General features: G+C 40.0%; 16 protein-coding genes. 7 read left to right on the top strand and 9 right to left on the bottom strand.

What is annotated here, in order from left to right:
• Nucleotides 1–10: 10 nt before the first annotated feature.
• Together AACU32_RS19810 and yidD are read right to left on the bottom strand one after the other, a co-directional pair.
• The gene (locus AACU32_RS19810; protein WP_096602546.1) at nucleotides 11–1,027 is read right to left on the bottom strand and encodes a sulfate/molybdate ABC transporter ATP-binding protein; all 1,017 of its coding nucleotides are present in this window, start codon (nucleotides 1,025–1,027) and stop codon (nucleotides 11–13) included.
• A 119-nt stretch (nucleotides 1,028–1,146) separates the two neighbouring features.
• Nucleotides 1,147–1,656: a membrane protein insertion efficiency factor YidD gene (gene yidD / locus AACU32_RS19805; protein ID WP_096602544.1), complete on the bottom strand. Its 510-nt coding sequence runs from the start codon at nucleotides 1,654–1,656 to the stop codon at nucleotides 1,147–1,149.
• A 257-nt stretch (nucleotides 1,657–1,913) separates the two neighbouring features.
• Between yidD and chlP the strand changes: the two genes are divergently transcribed.
• The 4 genes from chlP (at nucleotide 1,914) to AACU32_RS19785 (ending at nucleotide 6,960) form a co-directional block, all read left to right on the top strand.
• Nucleotides 1,914–3,170 carry a geranylgeranyl reductase gene (chlP, locus tag AACU32_RS19800; RefSeq protein WP_096602542.1) on the top strand — a complete coding sequence of 419 codons (1,257 nt, stop codon included), beginning with the start codon at nucleotides 1,914–1,916 and terminating at the stop codon, nucleotides 3,168–3,170.
• 323 nt (nucleotides 3,171–3,493) lie between these two features.
• Nucleotides 3,494–4,291: a choice-of-anchor K domain-containing protein gene (locus AACU32_RS19795; RefSeq protein ID WP_096602540.1), complete on the top strand. Its 798-nt coding sequence runs from the start codon at nucleotides 3,494–3,496 to the stop codon at nucleotides 4,289–4,291.
• Between the two features lie 641 nt (nucleotides 4,292–4,932).
• Entirely contained in the window at nucleotides 4,933–6,012 is a 1,080-nt protein-coding gene (recA, locus tag AACU32_RS19790) for a recombinase RecA (RefSeq protein WP_096602538.1), read from the top strand.
• A gap of 72 nt (nucleotides 6,013–6,084) precedes the next feature.
• Nucleotides 6,085–6,960 (top strand): GDSL-type esterase/lipase family protein, encoded by an 876-nt coding sequence (locus tag AACU32_RS19785; protein WP_096602536.1) that lies wholly within the window; start codon nucleotides 6,085–6,087, stop codon nucleotides 6,958–6,960.
• Between the two features lie 566 nt (nucleotides 6,961–7,526).
• Here AACU32_RS19785 and AACU32_RS19780 read toward each other — a convergent pair.
• Together AACU32_RS19780 and AACU32_RS19775 are read right to left on the bottom strand one after the other, a co-directional pair.
• Nucleotides 7,527–8,279, bottom strand: coding sequence for an FHA domain-containing protein (locus AACU32_RS19780; protein WP_339378101.1), 753 nt, complete (start codon nucleotides 8,277–8,279; stop codon nucleotides 7,527–7,529).
• A gap of 421 nt (nucleotides 8,280–8,700) precedes the next feature.
• Complete coding sequence (locus AACU32_RS19775) at nucleotides 8,701–10,320, bottom strand: serine/threonine-protein kinase (RefSeq protein ID WP_096602534.1); 1,620 nt, start codon at nucleotides 10,318–10,320, stop codon at nucleotides 8,701–8,703.
• Between the two features lie 396 nt (nucleotides 10,321–10,716).
• Here AACU32_RS19775 and AACU32_RS19770 point away from each other — a divergent pair, with 396 nt between their 5' ends.
• Complete coding sequence (locus AACU32_RS19770) at nucleotides 10,717–11,787, top strand: protein kinase domain-containing protein (RefSeq protein WP_096602533.1); 1,071 nt, start codon at nucleotides 10,717–10,719, stop codon at nucleotides 11,785–11,787.
• A 7-nt stretch (nucleotides 11,788–11,794) separates the two neighbouring features.
• Here AACU32_RS19770 and AACU32_RS19765 read toward each other — a convergent pair whose 3' ends face one another.
• From AACU32_RS19765 to AACU32_RS19745, 5 genes are all read right to left on the bottom strand, one after another.
• Nucleotides 11,795–13,027: a pentapeptide repeat-containing protein gene (locus AACU32_RS19765; protein ID WP_096602531.1), complete on the bottom strand. Its 1,233-nt coding sequence runs from the start codon at nucleotides 13,025–13,027 to the stop codon at nucleotides 11,795–11,797.
• 155 nt (nucleotides 13,028–13,182) lie between these two features.
• A complete protein-coding gene (locus AACU32_RS19760; RefSeq protein ID WP_096602529.1) occupies nucleotides 13,183–15,489 on the bottom strand; it encodes a hypothetical protein in 2,307 nt (768 codons plus the stop codon).
• Between the two features lie 22 nt (nucleotides 15,490–15,511).
• A complete protein-coding gene (locus AACU32_RS19755; RefSeq protein ID WP_096602527.1) occupies nucleotides 15,512–17,437 on the bottom strand; it encodes a hypothetical protein in 1,926 nt (641 codons plus the stop codon).
• A gap of 33 nt (nucleotides 17,438–17,470) precedes the next feature.
• The gene (locus AACU32_RS19750) at nucleotides 17,471–18,022 is read right to left on the bottom strand and encodes an effector-associated domain EAD1-containing protein (protein WP_339378100.1); all 552 of its coding nucleotides are present in this window, start codon (nucleotides 18,020–18,022) and stop codon (nucleotides 17,471–17,473) included.
• A 53-nt stretch (nucleotides 18,023–18,075) separates the two neighbouring features.
• Nucleotides 18,076–18,336: a hypothetical protein gene (locus tag AACU32_RS19745; RefSeq protein WP_096602525.1), complete on the bottom strand. Its 261-nt coding sequence runs from the start codon at nucleotides 18,334–18,336 to the stop codon at nucleotides 18,076–18,078.
• Between the two features lie 484 nt (nucleotides 18,337–18,820).
• On the opposite strand from AACU32_RS19745, the gene AACU32_RS19740 reads away from it, so the two are divergent.
• Both AACU32_RS19740 and AACU32_RS19735 read left to right on the top strand, forming a co-directional pair.
• Complete coding sequence (locus tag AACU32_RS19740; protein ID WP_339378099.1) at nucleotides 18,821–18,946, top strand: hypothetical protein; 126 nt, start codon at nucleotides 18,821–18,823, stop codon at nucleotides 18,944–18,946.
• 401 nt (nucleotides 18,947–19,347) lie between these two features.
• Nucleotides 19,348–21,405: a serine/threonine-protein kinase gene (locus AACU32_RS19735; protein WP_096602521.1), complete on the top strand. Its 2,058-nt coding sequence runs from the start codon at nucleotides 19,348–19,350 to the stop codon at nucleotides 21,403–21,405.
• Nucleotides 21,406–21,521: the final 116 nt, after the last annotated feature.

Raw genomic sequence — 21,521 nt, 5'->3', positions numbered from 1 at the left:
GTAAATCTCTTTAAATCGAATAAGTCAAAGGGAAAGACTTGGCATCCTTGGGCTTGACATACACCCGTTGTTGTGGTTCTAACTCTAATTCTTTAAAGCGATCGCGTGTTAAATGCGCCATCACCACTTGCCCTTCGTCTAAACTTAATTCTACTTGAATTTCCCAACCCAAATGTATCACTCGGCTCACGGTTGCAGGTGTAGTTGCACCATTAGCATGTTTCTCGACAATTACATCTTGTGGGCGTAAAAATACTTCTGGATGGGGAACTTCAAATTCACTGCTTTTGAAAATCCTCGAAGAACTAGGTAACACGTTTACCGGGCCGATAAAACTCATCACAAAGGAACTAGCAGGATGATCGTAAATTTGCTCTGGAGTTCCTACTTGTTCTACACGCCCTTTATTCATCACCACAATTTCGTCGGAGACTTCCATTGCCTCTTCTTGGTCGTGGGTAACGAAAACTGTGGTAACATGTACTTCATCATGGAGGCGGCGTAACCATGCCCGTAAATCTTTCCGCACTTTCGCATCAAGTGCGCCAAAGGGTTCATCGAGCAATAATACCTCTGGTTCCACAGCCAACGCCCTAGCTAAAGCTACCCGCTGTCTTTGTCCACCAGAAAGTTGTGAAGGATAGCGATCGCCTAATCCAGTCAATTGCACTAGCTCTAGTAACTGTTCTACCCGCCCTTGGATTTTCTTGACTGGGGCTTTGCGAATTTCTAAACCAAAAGCGATATTCTGGCGTACAGTCCTATGCTTAAATAAAGCATAGTGCTGAAACACAAACCCAATATTGCGCTCCTGCACACTTTGATAGGTAGCATCTTTACCAGTCAGGAATATTTTGCCACTATTTGGTAACTCTAAGCCCGCAATTAACCTTAGCAGCGTGGATTTTCCAGAGCCTGATGGGCCAAGCAAGGCAACTAGAGAACCTGTCTTCACCTCTAAATTTACCTGATCAACAGCTTGGAAACTTCCAAAATTCTTGGATACATTCTCAACTAATATGCCCACAGTTTTTCTTCCCCTGCCAATAATCTACGAATAATTGCTAGGATTACCGTATTACATATATACCATAAGACTATGATTTTTGAACTACTAAAAAATAATTAAAAATAAAAAAAAATTAGTTATCCACAGCCACCACAGTCAAGGAAGCTACAATCAGCACCACTACAATCTAGGGCACTACAATCCACTGCATGACAATCAAGGACGCTACAATCAGGAGTCATGCTCACAAGTTCAGCGCAATTGCAGCCCAGATCCGCACAATCAAAGCATTGAGTCCCGTCACCACCGCTTAAGGAAGATTTTTCTGCATTCCTACCTAGGGCTTTTTTTTGTGAATGCAGATTTGATTCTGACTCATCCTCACTTGCTTCTGAGTTATCAGCTTGCGATCGTAAAATCCGGTTGGCTTGCTTGCAAGCTTGAAATCGCTGACGGGATTTAGTAAGTAGTGCTTTAAATCCATCTGATGCAATTACCCGCTTAATATATTGAGAACAAGATTCGCCACCATATAAAACTCGGTGAGCGCAAACAAAACCTTTATGAGGAGAAACGTATTTTTGATATCCAGTAATTGCAACGATACCAGCTTTTCTGCCAAGAGAATCTAATAGTGAAATTTCCATTATTAATACTTATTAATCTAGAGTAGAAGTTCAAATTACTGATTATGGCTAGGTCAAATTTAACTCATACTCCAAATAAAGTCTGAGGGATTTCGCGCAATTTTATGGAATCACCATTGACAAATGACCAATTACTACTAACAACTGACAACTAACGACTGACCACTATCATTATTCGTGTCGAAATATTAAGGAATATTGCATTTCTGTCAAAACCAGAAGCAAGAGCGAGAAATGAGCCAAAAGTCCGTGGTACGATGCTTTCGGTAAATGTCAAGATTGGGGGAAAACCTTTGACACTACGGGTTGCTGTTGTTGGTTCGGGCCCAGCTGGTTCATCTGCCGCTGAAACACTGGCAAAAGCTGGGATTGAAACTTACCTAATTGAGCGGAAGCTGGATAATGCCAAGCCTTGCGGGGGTGCAATTCCCCTGTGTATGGTGAGTGAGTTTGACTTACCACCAGAAATTATCGATCGCCGCGTGCGCAAGATGAAGATGATATCACCCTCCAATCGGGAAGTTGATATCAATCTGATAAATCAAGATGAATATATAGGAATGTGCCGCCGTGAGGTTTTGGATGGTTTCCTCCGGGATCGTGCGGCAAAACTAGGTGCAATTTTAATTAATGCCACCGTTCATAAACTGGATATACCTACCAACAATACCGACCCATATACCATTCATTATGTAGACCATACAGAAGGTGGGGCACAAGGTATTGCCAAAACTTTGAAAGTGGATTTAGTAATTGGGGCTGATGGGGCTAATTCCCGGATTGCTAAAGAAATTGATGCAGGGGATTACAATTATGCGATCGCTTTCCAAGAGCGCATTCGTCTCCCCCAAGACAAAATGGCCTATTACAACGATCTAGCCGAAATGTACGTCGGTGATGACGTTTCTACTGACTTCTACGCTTGGGTATTCCCCAAATATGACCACGTAGCTGTCGGTACTGGCACAATGCAGGTGAATAAAGCCAGCATTAAGCAGTTACAAGCCGGCATTCGCGCCCGTGCTAGCGAGAAGTTAGCAGGCGGTAAAATCATCAAAGTAGAAGCCCACCCCATCCCCGAACATCCCCGTCCTCGCCGCGTTGTCGGTAGAGTCGCCTTAGTTGGAGATGCAGCCGGCTATGTCACCAAATCCTCTGGTGAAGGTATTTACTTTGCGGCGAAATCTGGACGGATGTGTGCCGAAACAATTGTGGAAATATCCAACAACGGCAAATCAATCCCCACAGAAAATGACCTCAAGGTTTATTTGAAGCGCTGGGATAAAAAATACGGACTCACCTACAAGGTGTTAGACATTCTGCAAACGGTATTTTATCGTTCCGACGCTACCCGCGAGGCGTTTGTAGAAATGTGTGCTGATCTGGATGTGCAAAAGCTCACATTCGACAGCTATCTGTATAAAACAGTTGTCCCCGCTAACCCCATTACGCAACTGAAAATTACAGCCAAGACAATTGGTAGCCTCATTCGTGGTAACGCCTTAGCTCCCTAACAGCTGTTGGTGGATAGCACTGTTGAGTAGCAGCAGAGGAGATGAGGGGCAAGGTTCACTTTTTGAGTGTATTGGCCTCTCCGCTCCTCTGCAATATTTTTACTTTCTCTATAATTTAATTTGAACAAAATTTAACTTTTACTTTACCCAAGTAAATACTGTAGTATATTTAGACAAAATATATACTTAAGTATGAATTTCTTAAGTAGTAATATAAAGTTTGTGTAAAAATTCAATTAAGTTTGCGGAAACTTCTTGGTTTATTTCCGCATCTTTACTAAGGTGTATAGGTTAGGTATCAGGTAGGAGTCGAAACCTGACATATGAACATTAGTTTGGTTTTTGCCACTGCTTTATCTGGTTGTTCGATGCTAGCCCTAGCAGCATTGGGGTTTTCCAGTCCAGCCCAAGCTTTCACTATTTCCGGTAACGCGAATGGTGTATGGAGCAACCCGATTCCAGATGACGATAATAAATTTTGCTCAAATATCAGTAGTCCTACTTGCTTTATTAGCGGTGTGGGAACCAATTCATTTAGCTGGGGTGAAGTCGCGAAGAGCGCGTCTGTCAAGAAACCCAATCAACTTACATTTACTGGAACTAATTTCTCAGCAAAAGATGGCTCTTGGTTTAAAATCGGTAGTCTAGACTACTACAATGGACTAATATACGCAGATACAAATGTAAAAAAGATAACCTTGAATCTAGATTTATCTTTTGGTAATGACAGTCAGGTAAATACGTTACCAGTAACCTTTAATTTAGTAAATACAACTAATATAGGCAATATTAAAGATATAGCCAATGCTGACCGTGTTGAATTCGCTACACCATTACCTTCAACCAGTTTCAAATATAATCTAGATTCATATCAATTTGAGATACGTGGCTTTAGTCCTTCATTGTTTCAACCTAAGACAAGTATCAGTGCTATTGAAGAAGAGTCCGCTAGTCCTGGCGATATTTACGCCAAAATTAGTTATCTTCCTCCACCTAATAACGTTCCACCAAAAAACGATGTTCCCGAACCCTCAACGATTGCTGGCTCATGTCTAGCAGGTATTTATCTAGCCTCCCGCAAAAAGTTCTCCAAACAAAAAGCTAAATCTTCATGTGGTTGAAATTAGCCCTGTAATCAGGACTAAAGTCCTGGATTGGCAGAAGGCAGAAGGTTGTACCTCTTCTTCCTCCTGCCTTTTTTCATGTGTGAACTACTTAAACTGACCTTGCGGTACAGTGTAGGCTTCCGGCGTCATTGACAGATGCCTTTCTACCTTTGTTTATTGGTCTTACTCTGCCTCAGCACGGCAATAACGGGGTTCCCTCCGCCATTGTTTTGCAATATCCGAATTCCTTCATTCCTGATTGGTAAGTTTTGCACTTCTTGCAATCCCATTCACGGATATCGAGCGTTAACTCGCCAAGAACCTAAAATTTGACCCATATTCATCAGATATTGTAGTGGCTGCTTTTAGAAAAATATTTCCGTGACTGAACGCTGTATTGAACTCAACCGGGAACTGCTATATTTGTAGCGACCTGGAAGCGATCGCGATCCTTCCCAAACCTTGCCTCTAAAAGCCAAAATAAAGTAGGAAGGTAATATTCACGGTGAATGTATCAGATTGAGTTACGATCTTGTCACACAGACAAGTTTAAAAAGTTCTAATTCCAGAATTTTCTGGTTAAAATAGTATATCTGTTCTACTCAGACTCAAACTCCAATCCCAACAATCCTGAAATCATATATTTAGAGGCTCTAATGGCTATCAATACCGATACTTCTGGCAAGCAAAAAGCGCTGAATATTGTACTCAGCCAAATTGAGCGCAGCTTTGGTAAGGGAGCAATCATGCGCCTAGGCGATGCTACTCGGATGCGGGTAGAGACAATTTCCACCGGCGCACTCACCTTGGATTTAGCATTGGGTGGGGGTTTACCGAAGGGGCGCGTGATTGAGATTTATGGGCCGGAAAGTTCCGGTAAAACAACAGTAGCACTACACGCGATCGCGGAAGTGCAAAAAGAAGGCGGTATTGCTGCCTTTGTTGACGCAGAACACGCCCTTGATCCCACTTACGCAGCAGCATTAGGTGTAGATATTGAAAATCTTCTGGTTTCCCAGCCCGATACAGGAGAATCTGCGTTAGAAATTGTCGATCAGTTGGTTCGCTCTGCTGCTGTTGACATTGTAGTTATTGACTCAGTCGCAGCACTTGTTCCCAGAGCCGAAATAGAAGGCGATATGGGTGATACTCACGTCGGTCTCCAAGCCCGGTTAATGAGCCAAGCTTTACGTAAAATTACTGGTAATATTGGTAAATCTGGTTGCACAGTAATTTTTATCAACCAATTGCGGCAAAAAATCGGTGTTACCTACGGTAGCCCAGAAACTACAACTGGTGGTAATGCCTTAAAATTCTACGCTTCGGTGCGCTTGGATATTCGCCGCATTCAAACCTTGAAAAAAGGTACAGATGAATTTGGTAACCGCGTTAAAGTGAAGGTAGCAAAAAATAAAGTAGCACCACCCTTTAGAATTGCGGAATTTGACATTATTTTTGGCAAAGGAGTTTCTACTATAGGTTGTCTTGTTGACCTAGCTGAAGAAACAGGCATTTTGCTCCGTAAAGGTGCTTGGTATAGCTTCAATGGCGAAAATATTTCTCAAGGCCGGGACAACGCCATCAAATACCTAGAAGAAAAGCCAGACTTTGCTGGGCAAATTAAGCAGTTAGTACGTGAAAAGCTAGACAAAGGAGCAGTGGTTTCTGCTAACTCTGTCACCAAAGTCAGCGAAGAAGACGAAGAAGAAGAAGTTGATTTAGAAGAAGAGGAATAAAGGCAAAAAGATGGGATATATAGCAAATTTGACTGTATATCCCCTACAGACTATCGGAATCCGGTTTGATTATTGAAAAAATTGATAAAGTCATTCCTACTTGCCGCTGTTGTCCTTACCCTCCATGCTGCCCCGTTGTCCAGCATTTACGTCTTCGAGTCCGAAACTATTTCCGGCGCTGGTGACTTACACCGTGACGATTCCAGCGATCGCGGCCGAGCCTACGCAAGCAATCACCGGGCGTGGCAACCCCTCGAAGACTCGACTGCGGTTTCAACCACGCCTGCGGCCTCCGCACGCTCTCCAATCACTGTTCCTACCAATGGCTGGTTTCCTCCAGGCTGGGTGTCCCGCCGCACCGCCTTCCGCGACAGCCTTGCTGCCGATCAGGGTGCAGTCGTCTTTTTCGGCGACTCAATCACCGAGGGATTCAAGCAGGACAAAGCATTTCCGGGTTTGAAGACCGCCAATCGCGGAATCTCCGGCGACCTTGCTCGAAATATCTCCTATCGTCTTAATGAAGATGTCATCGCCGTCCACCCGAAAGCGGTAATCCTCCTCATAGGCTGCAACGATTCCAAAGACGGCAGGCCAGCAGAAAAAATCGTCGCCGACCTCCGGACTGCCGTGGAAACAATCCATGCCACTCTGCCTGACACGACGGTGATCATCTCCCGCCTTATGCCGCGCGCCCCGCGTCCAGAGCAACCGCAAGAGGCAAAATTCCTGCCGGGCGCGATCCTCAAAATCAACAAGCTCATTGATGCCATGCCCGCGCAGCTGCCGTGGCTCCGTCTTGCTGATCCGTTCACCCCCATGGCCCAGGCTGACGGAATGCCAATCCGCAAATTCTTCGTTGATGGAGTCCATCCCAACTCCGCAGGCTACGCGAAATTCACTGAGGCTCTCACCCCAGTCCTGCGTGCCGCAGATGTTCTGCCAAAATAATCAGCTTGCCGTGAATTCCACCCGCTTATCAGGCTTTGGGAGAGTTTTTGCACTTTGCGATCGCCATCTCGCAAAACGATTATCGAAGAAAGGCAGAGGGCAGAGGGCAGAAGGCAGAAGGGATTTATCCATTCTCTTCTTGCCCGATAGCGAAGCGTTAGCGACGCAGGAGCGTCACCATCTGTTGCACCGACATTGCAAGGCGAAACACCGCACCAAATTTTCAATTTCGTGGCTCTCGTCATGGTTGGTTTTGAATCCCCATCGCAAACGTTACCTTCTGCCCTCTGCCTCCAGCATAGCTGCCTTCTTCAATCAACCACAAAACCAGTCAGGCTCTAGGTTCGGTAACCTTTTACCAATTTGTGCTGAAAAATCCACCGACTGAAGTCCTGACTACGAACTTATTTTTCATGGCAAATTAATGCCATATGATGCTGATAAGTTGGCATAAAAAAACCGAACTATATTACGAAACGTAAACACCATTCAAAACCTTACCAATGACCAATGACAAATGACGACCCTAGCTAGTTATATTTAATTACGCCGACCTGCTTACTAATTTACAGATGATCGGGCTTGTGTCTGCTAAAAAAGCGATCTAAAATGTCTGACTTTTCTTCTAAAGTAAAACTGCTGTGCTGATATCTCAAATTATCAATTAAGTCTGAGCCAAAGTTCTGCTCTCGATATTTGTATTGCTCGTGGGAATTAAGTATATTCATTGAATTGTCATCCATTCCTGGCACAAGCTGCATCAGTAACTCCATAGCCACAGTCGGTAAAGTGCGGCTAGTATGATTGACAAAAAAATCAAAACTTACCATACCTAGCCGGATGCGATCGCCATCATCAAGTTTAGTTGGCTGGTAGACTGGTTCACCATTGACAAATGAGCCATTCGCACTTTTAAAGTCAATCAAGTAGAAGCCTTGATGGTCTATATATTGAATCGCAGCGTGGCGCTCGGATAGATATTTATCAGCAATATAGATACCATTGCTATCATCTCGACCTATAGTCCAGATTCCCTGTGGCTGTTGTAAACTTTGGGTTTGGCGATCGCACAGATTCGTAATTATATAAACCGTAGAACCATCTAAGACACCTTGTATATAACTTTGATTAACTGCAAATGATGGTTGAGTTAGGTTTTCTAGCTCAAGGATGTCATCTAGAACGTTGCTATGTTGTTCATATAACTTAAGAAATACTTGAAATAAACTTAATCGCCGTTCTAGTTCCTTGTGTTGCAACTCAGCCATCATAGATAAGCCTTTGACTGGCAAAAAATGTGATTTGCTGATTTCGGTCATTAATATTTCTTCTCAGCCTACTATCAGGAATAATTTACTTGCCGCTACTACTTAAAAAAAGCAGCAAATTAGAGCTTTAAGTGGTTCACCTTTGAGGTAAAAGTTTTCCTGGTATTAGCAACCATAAATAGATTTCATCAGAAGTTTTTATCAAAAATTATTGTGACAGTTTATTTTTTATTGTAAAGTATGATTGTTAAATTGTAACAGATCATAAATATAAAAGTTTTATTAAAATTTTCAGATAATAGTCCAAATAACGATATCACTACGACATATCATTGCTAAAAAATTTCCGCTTGGGCAATTGTGCTCCTAGCAAGGATAACTACCACACCATCAACCCTAGAGTTTTGTCACAGCGGTTTTAGCTGCCAGTATTTAGCATTCCCATCTGGGGGAGTTTGCTTTAGGTGTTAAATTACAATATGCCTCTTTTGCCATTAGGGCGCACTGTCATCCAATTCGTCTTTGCCAGTACCAGCTGCTCATCGGTAATTTTGGCACCAGTGAGATTAGCTCCACAAAGATTAGCGCCTCTGAGATTAGCATTGCTGAAATAAGCATGGCTCAGGTCCGCGCCGCGTAAATCTGCTCCTTCTAAATCAGCGCTGCTGAAGTAAGCTTTGCTCAGGTTAGCGTCCCTCAGATTAGCCTCAGTCAAGCTAGCTCTGCCAAAGTCACTATCGTGGAGATTGGCTCCCTGAAGGTTAGTTTTCTGCAATTGAGCAGAATGGAAATTTGTCCCTGATAAATCAGCACCTTGCAAGTTGAGCATACTCAAATTGTGGAGAGCAAAATCCCTTCTGCCTTTAAGATAGGCAGTTAGTAAACCTTGGGTATTTAATTTACGTACAACGTGAGAATTTTGACTTTGCGAGCCATTACTGTTGTTGCTCTCCATAAACGTTGGTTTTGCCATGACTACCCCTGGGCGCATTCCCCGAGGATGCAATCCCACGCTTTCAGCTGTCTTAGCTCGTCTAGCTCGAATTGCTGCTGCTACCTGTGCTACCCCTGTATTAGTAGGATTACTGGCGGGATTATTACACAAAATAGCAGAATCTGCTATTTGGTTATGTGTCTGTTCTTTAACAGCTACATCTGACTTAACAAGCAGTCCCTTAGCTAAACTTTCCAGATAGGGTTCCATTTCCAACCCTCTGAGTACTTCTTGGGCTGACTTGTAGCGGTTGCGTACCGACACTTCTAACATTTTCCGCAGCACACTCGCTAAGTGATCGCTCACTTGGACAAGTGGCTCCCAGATCATTTCACCTGTTGAGGGATTGTATTCTAAATCTTTAGGAGTTTTACCAGTCAATAGATAAATACATGTTACCCCTAGTGCGTAGATATCACTGGCGTAAACTGGACGCATTGCCATTTGCTCTGGCGGTGCAAAACCCGGAGTGCCGATTGCGTATGCCGTTAATGCTGTTTGCTCAGATTGCCCGGCTATACTTTGGGTGACTTGGTTTTTGACTGCACCAAAGTCAATCAGCACCATTCTCGCATCTTGAGTGCGGCGAATCAAGTTGGCAGGTTTAATATCACGGTGAATCACCTTTTGCTCGTGGATATATTGCAGCAAAGGTAAGGTTTCACTTAAAAACTGCTTGACTCCGGCTTCTGTAAAGTTACCACGACGTTGAACTTCCTGTTGCAGGGTAGCACCGCTAATATATTCTTGAACTAAGTAAAATTGTTGTTGAGCTTCAAAGTAGTCTAGTAACCTAGGCACTTGAGGATGATTGCCAATCCTACCTAAAGTTCTAGCTTCTCGCTCAAAAAGTTCACGCGCCATCTGTAAAACATGTGGGACGGTTGTTGAAGGACGCAGTTGCTTAATCACACAACTTGGTTCTCCAGGTAAACCTTGATCGTGGGCTAAGAAGGTTGCACCAAAGCCACCCTGACCTAATGGTTTGACCACCTGATAGCGATCGCTCAACAGTAGTTGTGAGCCACAAGATTGACACCTTAGGCTATGTGCCAAATTTTCTGGCTCTCGACAAGTAGGATTTAAGCAGTAGCTCATGCACTGTCAACTCGCTGCACGAATATGGGTAGCGTTACACTTTCTCTTCATTATTGTGATTTAAAATCAACTTGTGCCAGGTAATTTTTGCTGGAAAACCTTTGAAGAGTTCCTAAAGTTTGAATTTGGTTGACTGAAAAACCTCGTAAATTTACTAACCTTAGTCCTACTGAACTTTTACTGCGCAAAGTGTGTGAAAAGTCAATTGTTTTTGATCTGGTTTCCTGAATTCTTTTGACACGCGCAGCGAGTAAATTTACTGATGAATGTGAAATTTATATGGGGAATCTTGGTGTTAAAGAGGGAGAAAAATCAGGATTTTGCAAAGATCTGGTAATCCTACTAGCATGAAAGTGCCTTTATCGTTAAATTAAAGGCATGAGTAGCCGTTTAACCATGAATCGATTTCCTCCACAATTAACGCCGATTCACGAGTGGATTTTGCAGGAAACTCCACTCGGTCGCATGTGTGGCTCTCAAGAGAGATTTCGCGATCGCTATGAAATTATCAAAATTTTAGGTAGAGGTGGGTTTGGGATCACCTTTTTAGCCAAAAATGCTGTGTTACCTGGCAAGCCTTTGTGTGTAATTAAACAACTTTGTCCTCAGGTCACTAGTATCAAAAGTTGGGAAAGAGCTTGTCAGCGCTTTGAAAAAGAAGCAAGAGCTTTGGGTCAACTAGGTAATCATCCGCAAATACCCATGCTCTTAGACTACTTTGAAGTTAAAGGAGAGTTTTATTTAGTTCAAGAATATGTGCGTGGTTATACTTTAGGGCGGGAAGTGAGAAAATCCGGCGTTAAGAATGAAGCCGCAGTTAAACAGTTTTTGCAGGAATTATTACCAGTCTTAAAGTATCTTCATCAACATGGGGTGATTCATCGCGATATTAAGCCCCATAACTTGTTGCGTTGTGAAGAGGATCAGCGAGTGGTGCTGATTGATTTCGGTGCAGTCAAAGAGGAATTGCTTGATGCTGGTGAAAACGCTATCAATAGAAATCAGATGACTAATTTTGTCGGGACGATGGGATATGCACCACCAGAACAGTTTTCCCTAAGTCCAGTTTATGCTAGTGATATTTATGCGGTTGGTGTGACTTGTCTTTATTTATTAACTGGCAAAAGCCCTTTAGAATTTGAATATGACCAGAATACTGGTGAGATTTATTGGCAAAAAGAGGTAAATGTGAGTGATAGTTTTGCGCAAATTTTGGGCAAAATGGTCAAATTTTCCTTAAAGGAGCGGTATAAGTCTGCTGGGGATGTACTCAGGGCTTTGGATTTGGAAAACTATGTGCCAACTTTAACTAACTGTTTAACTATCCAACCACCGAGAAGTCAGACTAATAATACCAAAAAAGAAATTCCGCAAATTTACATGTCACCTGTCCAAAGAACTGCGATCGCTATTCGCGAATGGAAAGCCAAACACCAGAGAAAGTCAGTAGACCAAAAACTTCTGTGATTTGCCTTTAAAATTTACAAGGACCAGATTTACCATTAGGACAAATAGTTGAAGTATCAGTCTTCACCTCGTACAAAGTAGCACCCCTTAAATCGACATCCTTCAAATTAGCACCTTTTAAATTAGTACCTGTTAAATCTGCTTTAGATAAAGTCGCACCTTCAAGATTTGCTTTGCTTAAGTCAACCCAAGTTAGACTAGCGCGATATAAATCAGCATTTTTCAAATTTGCATAGCTGAGGTTGTAACGATCCAACTTTTTACTTTCTAGGTTTCTTCCTGTTTTAGGTTCGTTTACAATTTGCCAAATTAATTTAGCATTTTGATCGAGTTTGGCTGTAATCTCACCTGTTTTTGGATCGGTAATTTTTACTTTTCTTAAATTAGCACCTAGTAAATTAGCACCTAGTAAATTAGCTCGATTTAAATTTGTTTCTGTCAAGTCTGCACGGTAGAAGTTTACACCTCTCAAGTCAGCTCCTGCTAGACTAGCTTTATTAAGTCTTGCATTACTTAAATTAGCCTGACTCAAACGGGCGCCGTTAAGATTGGCACCCACCATATTTACGTTAGTGAGGTTGGCTGCTTCTAAGAAGGCTTTATTTAAGTTTTTACCCTGGGCATTCTTTGTTATTCCTAAACTCATGCCCCAAATAGTTCTAGTATATTCTAACTCTGGATTCGACAAAAATTGTGTAATTACAAATCCTGTAGACAAAAATATTGCTGGCTTAATTAAAGACTTTTTATTTATATTTTGAAAATTTTGGTTTTTAATAAAAATGCTTGTGTTTTGAATTGATAATAATAATATTTTCTTTGTTTTCTTAAATACTGTTAAAGATAAAATTTTTGATTTTTTTATTATATTTGGGATTTTTCCTATTCTCTTAGGGCTATAAATATCAGGCTCAGAGTTACTAGATTTGATTTCTGGTTCCATAACAACTGGAGGGACATGGACAACAAAATACCCTTGAGCATTCTTTTTGTCCCAAACATCCTGTGGATATAACATTATCCTATCGTTTTGTTGAATGCCTGCTTCTTCCAGTGTGCAATCATCCTCTAATGTAGACGAGGTTCTATATAGAACAAGTCGGCAAGGTGGCTTTTCTGGCAATCCTAGTAGTGTTTGTGCTGCTTCACGGACTTCACTTAACTTCACTTTCAGTGAAATATTTTCTTTCCGTTCAGCAGTACCGTCATATCTTTTTAAGGTTACTATAATTTCCAGCATTACTAACCTTTAATTGTAAACTGTTTACTGTTTTTGATTTTTTAGCAATACCTTTTGAGGTAATGATTATGAAATTATTAGTTTTAGGACTTATGCTAATCCAAGCTTATTTAGTTTCTAGCATAAGCCCTATTTTGTTTACTAATCACTTGCTATTATATTTTTCCACCTGGAGTATCTGTGTCATCACCAGAACTGATTTCTAGATTTGCTTTATTGTTTAGTAAATTCATTTTTTCGGCTACTTCACTAAAACCTTTACCTTTTTGTTTTTTGGGTTGCAAACGATTCAGGGTAATTCTGGCATCTTCTAAAGAAGCATTAATAGATTCTGCTTCCAGTTCTCTAATTCTCTCATTCACATATACGAGTTCAGCTTCATTTTCCTCATCTCCTGTGAGTTGCAAGCGTCGTTGATAAAGTTTATCGAGTTCTAAAGATTTTACTTCTTCTCTTTTAAATGAGTTTTCTAGCTGTTGAAGACGCTGTTTTTTTCTAGCTTCAAAAATTGCTCTAGATTCTTCTAATTCTTCCTGGTACAATTTTCTTTGGGCATCATATAGACTTTGTTCTTCTTCTGTATGTTCACGAGTAAGATTACTTATGTAAATTTCTAAACCGAATTGCTCGATAATATTATTCCTTGCCCACTGGTTAACAACACGCTCTATTAAAGACAAGTCATCCAAATCGTCATATTGCAAATGCTCTTTGTCGAAAGTATTCAATTTCGCTTTCAAACTTCTTTCGATTGACTCTTTGAGATCATTGATTTTTGGCTGCCTATCTCGAAATATGTACCAGCTATCTTTTTCAACGCTTAAAACCTGAAAGTCTCCCTGAAACTTAATTGTTACCCCTCCCTTTAAAGAAAATACTTCAAATTCAATAGACCCTATTTGTCGTCGCAATTCTTGGAAACACTTAGCAATATCTGTATCTAAGTATTTAGGGACTATACTGCTAACTTGAGCAGCAAAACTTTCTTCTAGTAATTTTCTGATTTTATCTTCTAATTCTTGTTCAACTGATTGTTTTTCTCCTAGTTGTTTATCATAGTGAGCAAAGCGCATATAAAAACGTTCTGGTTCTGTTTGAGTCAAATATTCTCTTGTAGCATCATAAATAGCTGACTTGATTAAATCTTTGACATCATCTTGTCGATTGAGATGATGCTTAATACTTGCAAGATTAGGAATTTTTGCTGTAACAGAGATACTCAGCTTGACATCAACCCTAGCATCTTTCGTAGGAAAAGTATCTTCTATTCCCAGAAGGAATTTGTCTTTTAGTTTCAGAGGTTCTAAGTCGGGAACAGAAACAATTTGGTCTACATGATATCCAAGCGCATTGGCTGCCTCTTCTATTTTGGCTTTAATAATATTTTCAATTGGATGAAAATCAAGTAGAATATCGATATATTCTTTTTGCAATAACAAAGGTTTAATAATACTTTCTAATTTACTCTTCACCCAAGTTTCCAAATTCGGAGATTGAGCAGCCCTATACTTACCAATGTCTTTTGGTATCATGTACAACTTGTTTTGTACTACTATTGGCTGCGGATAGCCTTTAACTGTACATACAATGTCGTAGGAACGGTCATTTAAAAGTTCTTGAGCAGGAGTAACTGAATTACTAGCAAGAGACAGATACTCTAATTTTCGACCATAATTGATGAGAATTCTGTTTAAATGCTGCAAAATTTCTTGACGAACAGTATCTTTTAAGTGATAGCAGAACTTGTGTAGAGTAACATTGTTACTCAAGTAATTTTTAACTTCTGCTTTAACTACATTCGCTAATAACAACTCTCGCCCATAGTTCAATATGGCTTGCACCTTATTTTGTTCATCAACTATAAGCTCAGTTGAAAGCTGAAGGGATAACTCATCATTACAATCATTAACATATACAGAAAATTGAATGTTATCTATGGGGAAAGTTCTCAGCTGTTCTTCTTTGTCTAAGGAAATCTTCAAATCAAGCTTTATACCAACCTCTTCTTGTACATTTTTTTTAATATATTCTCTTAAATGTTCTACTTGGAAAAAGTAATTCTCAATAAAACTTGCAGCATTATTTTGGGAAAACCTAGCAATCCATTTTTGAATTTTATTATCAAGTTCACTGCTGGGAGATTGACCATGATAGAGAGCTTCAGCGACTCTCTCTTCATTACCAGGGTTGCAACTAGCACGATAAGTTAGAGAAATCCTGATTTCACTGTCGTTAGCAAAATCAATCACGTTGCAAATTAGACTTTTGCGTTCGGCGATATTCGCTGCATCCTCATTATTAGCTACAAGATAAAATTTGAAATTACCACCAAATAATGGCTTTTTTGGTATTGCTTTTCCTTTATTGTTGTCAATAATTACTACTTTTTCTGTAGAGGAATTAGCTTTGGTAGTTTCATCTACTTTACGAATGACTCTATCTAGGAAATTGCCTTGATTCATCTTCATCTCCGGATATCGTTACTTAAGCTGTTTTTTGCAAAACCTTGAACTGTCTACTCAATTCTTTAACTAGATTCCTTTTACGAAAAGCTTGTTTTCTTAATTGATTGTCACCAGATTTTTCATAACCTTCCGCTTCTATAAGTAAATGCTCTGTATAATCACTCCAATATTGAACAAGTTCTTTTTGTAGAGAACGGTCAATAGTCAAAATTATTTTGTGAAGAAAGTCATTAAATACCGCAGCTACTTGTTGATTAGGTTCTTTCTTCTCTAACCCCCACAAAATGATGAACCATTGTGCAATCAAAAAGCTAACTAGCTGTGTAGCGTTAACACCTTCATCAACAATATGCCTGAGAGCAAGCTTGCCTTCATGATCTAAATGAAAGAGCCAACTGACTAAAGTCTCTAGCTTGCTATCGATTGAGCTACTCTGTAGAACCGAGAATAATGGATACTTAGATGGGTAGTAGCCATAATACGTAGAATCTAGATTCGATGTAGTTTCCAAGCAGTATTCAATAAACAGCTGTAGTGCATATTTATTAGAAGGAGAATAGCTATTTGGCGATCGCTCTCGTCCAGGTAACCATCCCTTTAACACCTCTAACAGCTCGTAAATACGATAACCGCTTTGCTTTAGCCAGTTGTACAAGAATTTATAAGCCTCAGACTTTATTTCTCCATTACCCCGATCTAATAGTTGCTTCAACCAGTAAAGTCCATTAAATTTTGGTGCGGAGCGCAAATTTTTGATAATTGCTAGCACAGCATCATATCGTTGCACTAACATCAAGCGATCGAGAAAGCTTTTAACTATATCCACAAGCTGAGAGCATTCCAGCATTTGGTAGAGTAAAGCAGAGATACGTGTAAATATAAACTCTCTTTTTGTGTTTGTTGAAAGTCTTTGCAATTGCTGCACTAAGTCAAAATTTATGGCAATATCACTATTAGCAGCATCGGTTGAAGCTAACACAATATCAAAAAGCCAATCTTCTCCATAAATCTTAGGATAAGAAGTAGCCATATTAACTGTTAAATCAATTGCATTACGACCCACTTTCAGCGAAGCATCAAACAGTAACAGTTTGGTACGATTAAACTGCTCTAACAAATATAAAGATTTTTGTTCCTCAAAATAGATTTTAAATTCACTTCTTAAATAAGGTAGATAAAAATCAATTACCTGGGACGAATCTTTCAAATGCACTGCTTTCAAATAGCATTTTTCTAGAAATTTATCGCGTTGAGTCAGGCTACTTCGCCAAATAGCAAGAAGTTGTTCTTTTTCTATACTTTGAATGATTTTGGGTTCTCCTTGCTCTGTAATTATTTGCGACTGTACGGTAATATTTAAAAATCGCTCTTCTAATAAAAAAGCAATAATTCGATCAAAATCATAAGGACTTAATTCAGGAAAAAAAGTTGCTGTAAATATTACTGTGTTTTCAATAGGTTCATCATCTTTAAATAGTGAGTCAGCATGAACTTGTTGATTTTCATCGCCTTGATTATTTGTCGCTGACCAATTGCGATCTAATTTCTGCTCATTAAAATCTTCAGTAAGAGTATAGAAGTCTGAATTAAGGCTGGAAGATTCAGTCTGATTATTTACTGAATAATTGTCATTTTGCTCTTGTGAAATAACATTCGAGTATTCATATATAGATTGTTGATTTTGAATGCTTTTACTTTCTTCAATATCTTTTTCAAGACACTCAATTTTGTTTTGCAATGATTCAAGCTGAGTTTCATAATCCTTTAGTTTTTCTTGATCTCGGATAATTTGCCTATCTAGTTCTAGCCTTTGTGTACTGCTAGCAGCATAATCCCTATCACTTTCCAATTCATGCAATTTTTTAAATAATTCCTGCCGCCTAACTTCTGTAAAGCTATAATCTTGCTTGAGCGTATCCAGTTTATTTTGTTTGAATAAAGACATAAATCATATTTTTTAAAATTTAAAAACTTTTTTCTACAATCCTTGAACTTCGCTTTCAAGTAACTCTATTTTTTGTGCTAATGATTCAAGCTGAGTGTCATAATCCTTTAGCTTCTCTTTATCTAGGGTAATTTGTCTTTCTATTTCAATTCGCTGGGTAGTGCTTGCCGTATAATTTCTATCTCCTTCCAGTTCGTGCAATTTTTTTAAGAGTTCGCGACACCGTATTTCTATCAAGCTATAATCTTCCTTAAAACGAGTTAGCTGCTTCTGTTTAAATGGAGATGAGGACGCAGAAGGCTTTTGTCGGCGATGATTTAGCAATAGTCTTTTGGCAACAGCCCTCAGTCGTTGGTTTCCAGGGTTTGAATTACACGCAGCACGAACTAAATCCTCGACCCATTCCTGAGAATTTGCTGTTTGTATTAATTGAAAAACAATATCTTGTAAATTCCCTTCGCCTGCAATTACTCTAAGATTTTTATTTAATTTAAATGACAACATCCGCTCTAAAGATGCTGTATCGGGAAAAGCATCAATCAAAGCGTCTTGTAGTTCTTCACGTTGTTGACCGGCTAAACCCATATTTATCAATCACTCATATTTTCACTAAAAGTTAGAAACCGTTGAGGATGGTTTCAAGCGATCGCGCTCATTGCCCCATTACTACTTCTGATATTTTTCGCACTTACCTCAGCCATCAAGAATCCTGGCAGAAAATTTCTCAGAGGTTTTGCTTTATCTGGTATGCCCTCTACAGGTACTTGTACACGTCCTACTGTTTCAAACTCATCTACTTGTTTCATCTCATCCAGGATGTATACAGTTTCATTTTCTAACTTTTCAACATCTGGATTTATCCAAGAAATGGTGAGACTAACTGTTGATTCGTTAATCATACTGAAGTTTCAGGCAAGTTTACTTGAACTTATGACGATTATTACGCATTTTTACTTATCATATCAGGACAAGTTTTATATTTTGTCAAAGAAAATTCTCTATGACAAAGATGAGGAGAATTAGTGACTTTAAGAATAAAGCGTATTTTGTCAATCAGCTAAAATACTTAAAATAGTTTTCATGAAAATGATAATCGTGCGTAGGGGTGGGGGAAGGATCACCTGTGTCAACTTAAGCTAAAAATAGCCTCTGTACAAGCGTCGCCCACCTAAGAATGAATTAAGAGGCTCATAGCCAAAGTAGGGGCGGGTTAAGCGAGATAGTCGTGAATTATTGGAGCATATCTGTGAACCCGCCCCTACTGAAGTAGACTCAAGATTTTGAGGATATTTAGTCATATTCAGATTACTTTGGCTATGAGCAAGGAACTTCAGTTCCTTGCGGTAACCGGGTTTCGCGTTAAGTTGACACCAATGGGGAAGGATGCGAGCGTCTCTCGCATCCTTATTATGGATAAAAGTTCCTGGGGTACAAGAGTTAACTCGTTTTTTAGCCAGAGCGCTGACGATAAAGGTAACGCGGATGAACCAGTTAAATATTTCGCTGTAAAAGAAAATGTGGCATACGGATTGTCGCCAAGCCGGGGGTTACCCGTAGCCGAAAGATGCATCTGTCTCATTCTCTTTTTCAATTGGTATAAATATTTTTATGCAATAGAAGTTTAAGTATTTACTGGGTGATGTTCTTCTGCTTAATTTAGCGTTAGTTGCATTTTACACAGATTAGAAAATCTGATTATTATATAATCAAAAAATAATTTTTCTGACTCTTGTAATTTTCCCCTAATTGAGGAAAATTGACTATAATCTACAAACGCTGACTATATTAAGTAATTCCCCATTCCCAACACAGGGATTATCTACCATCATTAAACAAGAGCCAGTTTGTCAACTAGGGAAATTTCGGGTAAAACTTAGCATAATTTGTCATGCAGTAGCGCCTGTCATCTCATGATCTGCTGCTTAAATCCTGATTGCTCAAATCCACTAAATGCTGATGAAAATAAGTTTTGCCAAGCTTGTAATACCCCACTCATAGGACTTCTAAGAAATCGCTTCCGTGTGATTCGCGTGCTTTCGGATGAGGGGGGATTTGGCAGAACCTATTTATCACAAGATGTCGATAAACTACATGAACGCTGTGTCGTCAAGCAATTAGCTCCAAAGTTCCAAGGAACTTGGTCGCAGAAAAAGGCGATGGAGTTATTTGCTGAGGAAGCTAAACGACTGCAACAACTCGGAGAACATCCGCAAATTCCGACTCTATTGGCTTACTTTGAACAAGACCACTGTCTGTATTTAGTGCAGCAGTTTATCAATGGGCAGAATTTGTTAATGGAGTTGCAGCAAGGTAAAACCTATAAGGATAGGGACATTCAAATACTTTTGCTCGATTTATTACCCATCCTCAAATTCATTCACGATCGCGGAGTAATTCACCGAGACCTCAAGCCAGAAAATATTATCCGCCGTCACATTGATGGACGCTTATGTTTGATAGATTTTGGCTCTGCTAAGCAATTAACAGCAAGAGTACAGAATAAAATTGGCACATCTATTGGTTCTCATGGCTACTCCCCCATTGAACAAATTAGAGATGGTAAAGCTTATCCAGCTAGCGATTTGTTTGGGTTGGGAACTACTTGCTTTCATTTGCTCACCGGAATTTCTCCGTTTCAGTTGTGGACAGAACATGGATATTCTTGGGTGACAAATTGGCGACAATATTTGCGCAAATCCCTGAATCCAGAATTGGAGCGGGTACTGGATAAATTGTTACAAAAAGATATCCGCAACCGCTACCAATCAGCAGATGAAGTTATCAAGGATTTGTCACAAAAACAATCACTGCGACTGCTACCTTCAGGGAAATTGTCTGCTAAATTAACCAAAACTCAGACACAATATTTACCTAAAAAATATAATTTTTTGCGACTGGTTGTCTTGGTAGCTTCTACTACCCTATTATTTGGATTTGGTGAATCTTGGTATCAACAATTTCAACAATTGCAAAGCAGCTTATTTTCTCGCCTGAGTCAACAAAATAATCGTCCTAGTAACACAGAAGCAGTTTTGACTCAGCAGTCAAAAATATCATGGGGGAAAATTTCTTTAACTAATACCCTACAAGCACAGGAAAATGGGGTTTTGTCTGTTGCTATCAGTCCTGATGGTCGGTTGTTTGCTAGCAACAGCGATCGCACCATCAAATTATGGAATATCGCCACAGGAAAACAAATCTCTACCCTGGAGGGTCATTCCCAGAGAGTGAATGTTGTCAGTATTAGCCCCAATGGCGAGACTTTGGTCAGTGGTAGTGATGATAACACCATCAAAGTTTGGAATTTAGCCACAGGTAAACTAATTCGCACTTTGCTGGGACATTCCGACTCAATTCATGCCCTAACTATTAGCCAAGATGGTAAAACCTTGGTCAGTGGTAGTGATGATAATACCATCAAAGTTTGGAATTTGGTAACAGGACAGGAAATTTCCACATTGGTAGGACATAAATTCTGGGTACGCTCTCTGGCTATTAGCCCAAATGGGAAGATTCTCGCTAGTGGTAGTTTTGACAAAACTATCAAACTGTGGAACTTATCTAAAGGATACGCGATTCGCACTTTGAGAGGGGATGATAAAACGATTACTTCTCTAGCTATCAGTCCCGATGGTCAGACCCTTGCTAGCGCCAACCGCGATGTCTACGACGGGCTACGCCTACGCACAATTAAACTGTGGAATTTATCTACAGGTCAAGAAATTCGGACAATAGTCGGTCATGACAATACTGTAACATCCCTCGCCATCAGCCCAGATGGTCAGATTCTTGCTAGTGGTAGTCGCGATCGCACAATCAAACTCTGGAATTTCACCACAGGAGAAGAACTTTTTACATTGGCTGGACATACCAACATCGTCACATCCCTCAGTTTTAGCCACGATGGTAAAACTCTCATCAGTGGTAGTGAGGACAAAACTATTAAGATTTGGCACGTCTCTAACTAGACCGAATCCCAGTAGCTAATATAACTTTCCTTTAAAAAATCTGGTAATATTTACTTTATAATATTCCGTAATTTTATTGATGTGCTTGCTATGTTGTTATGCAGCGTTCGGATATT

It is taken from the genome of Calothrix sp. NIES-2100 (assembly GCF_963875285.1).
Classification (GTDB): domain Bacteria; phylum Cyanobacteriota; class Cyanobacteriia; order Cyanobacteriales; family Nostocaceae; genus Aulosira.
The sequence above is the reverse complement of the archived record's forward strand: the minus strand, read 5'-3'. Positions and strand labels throughout refer to the sequence as shown.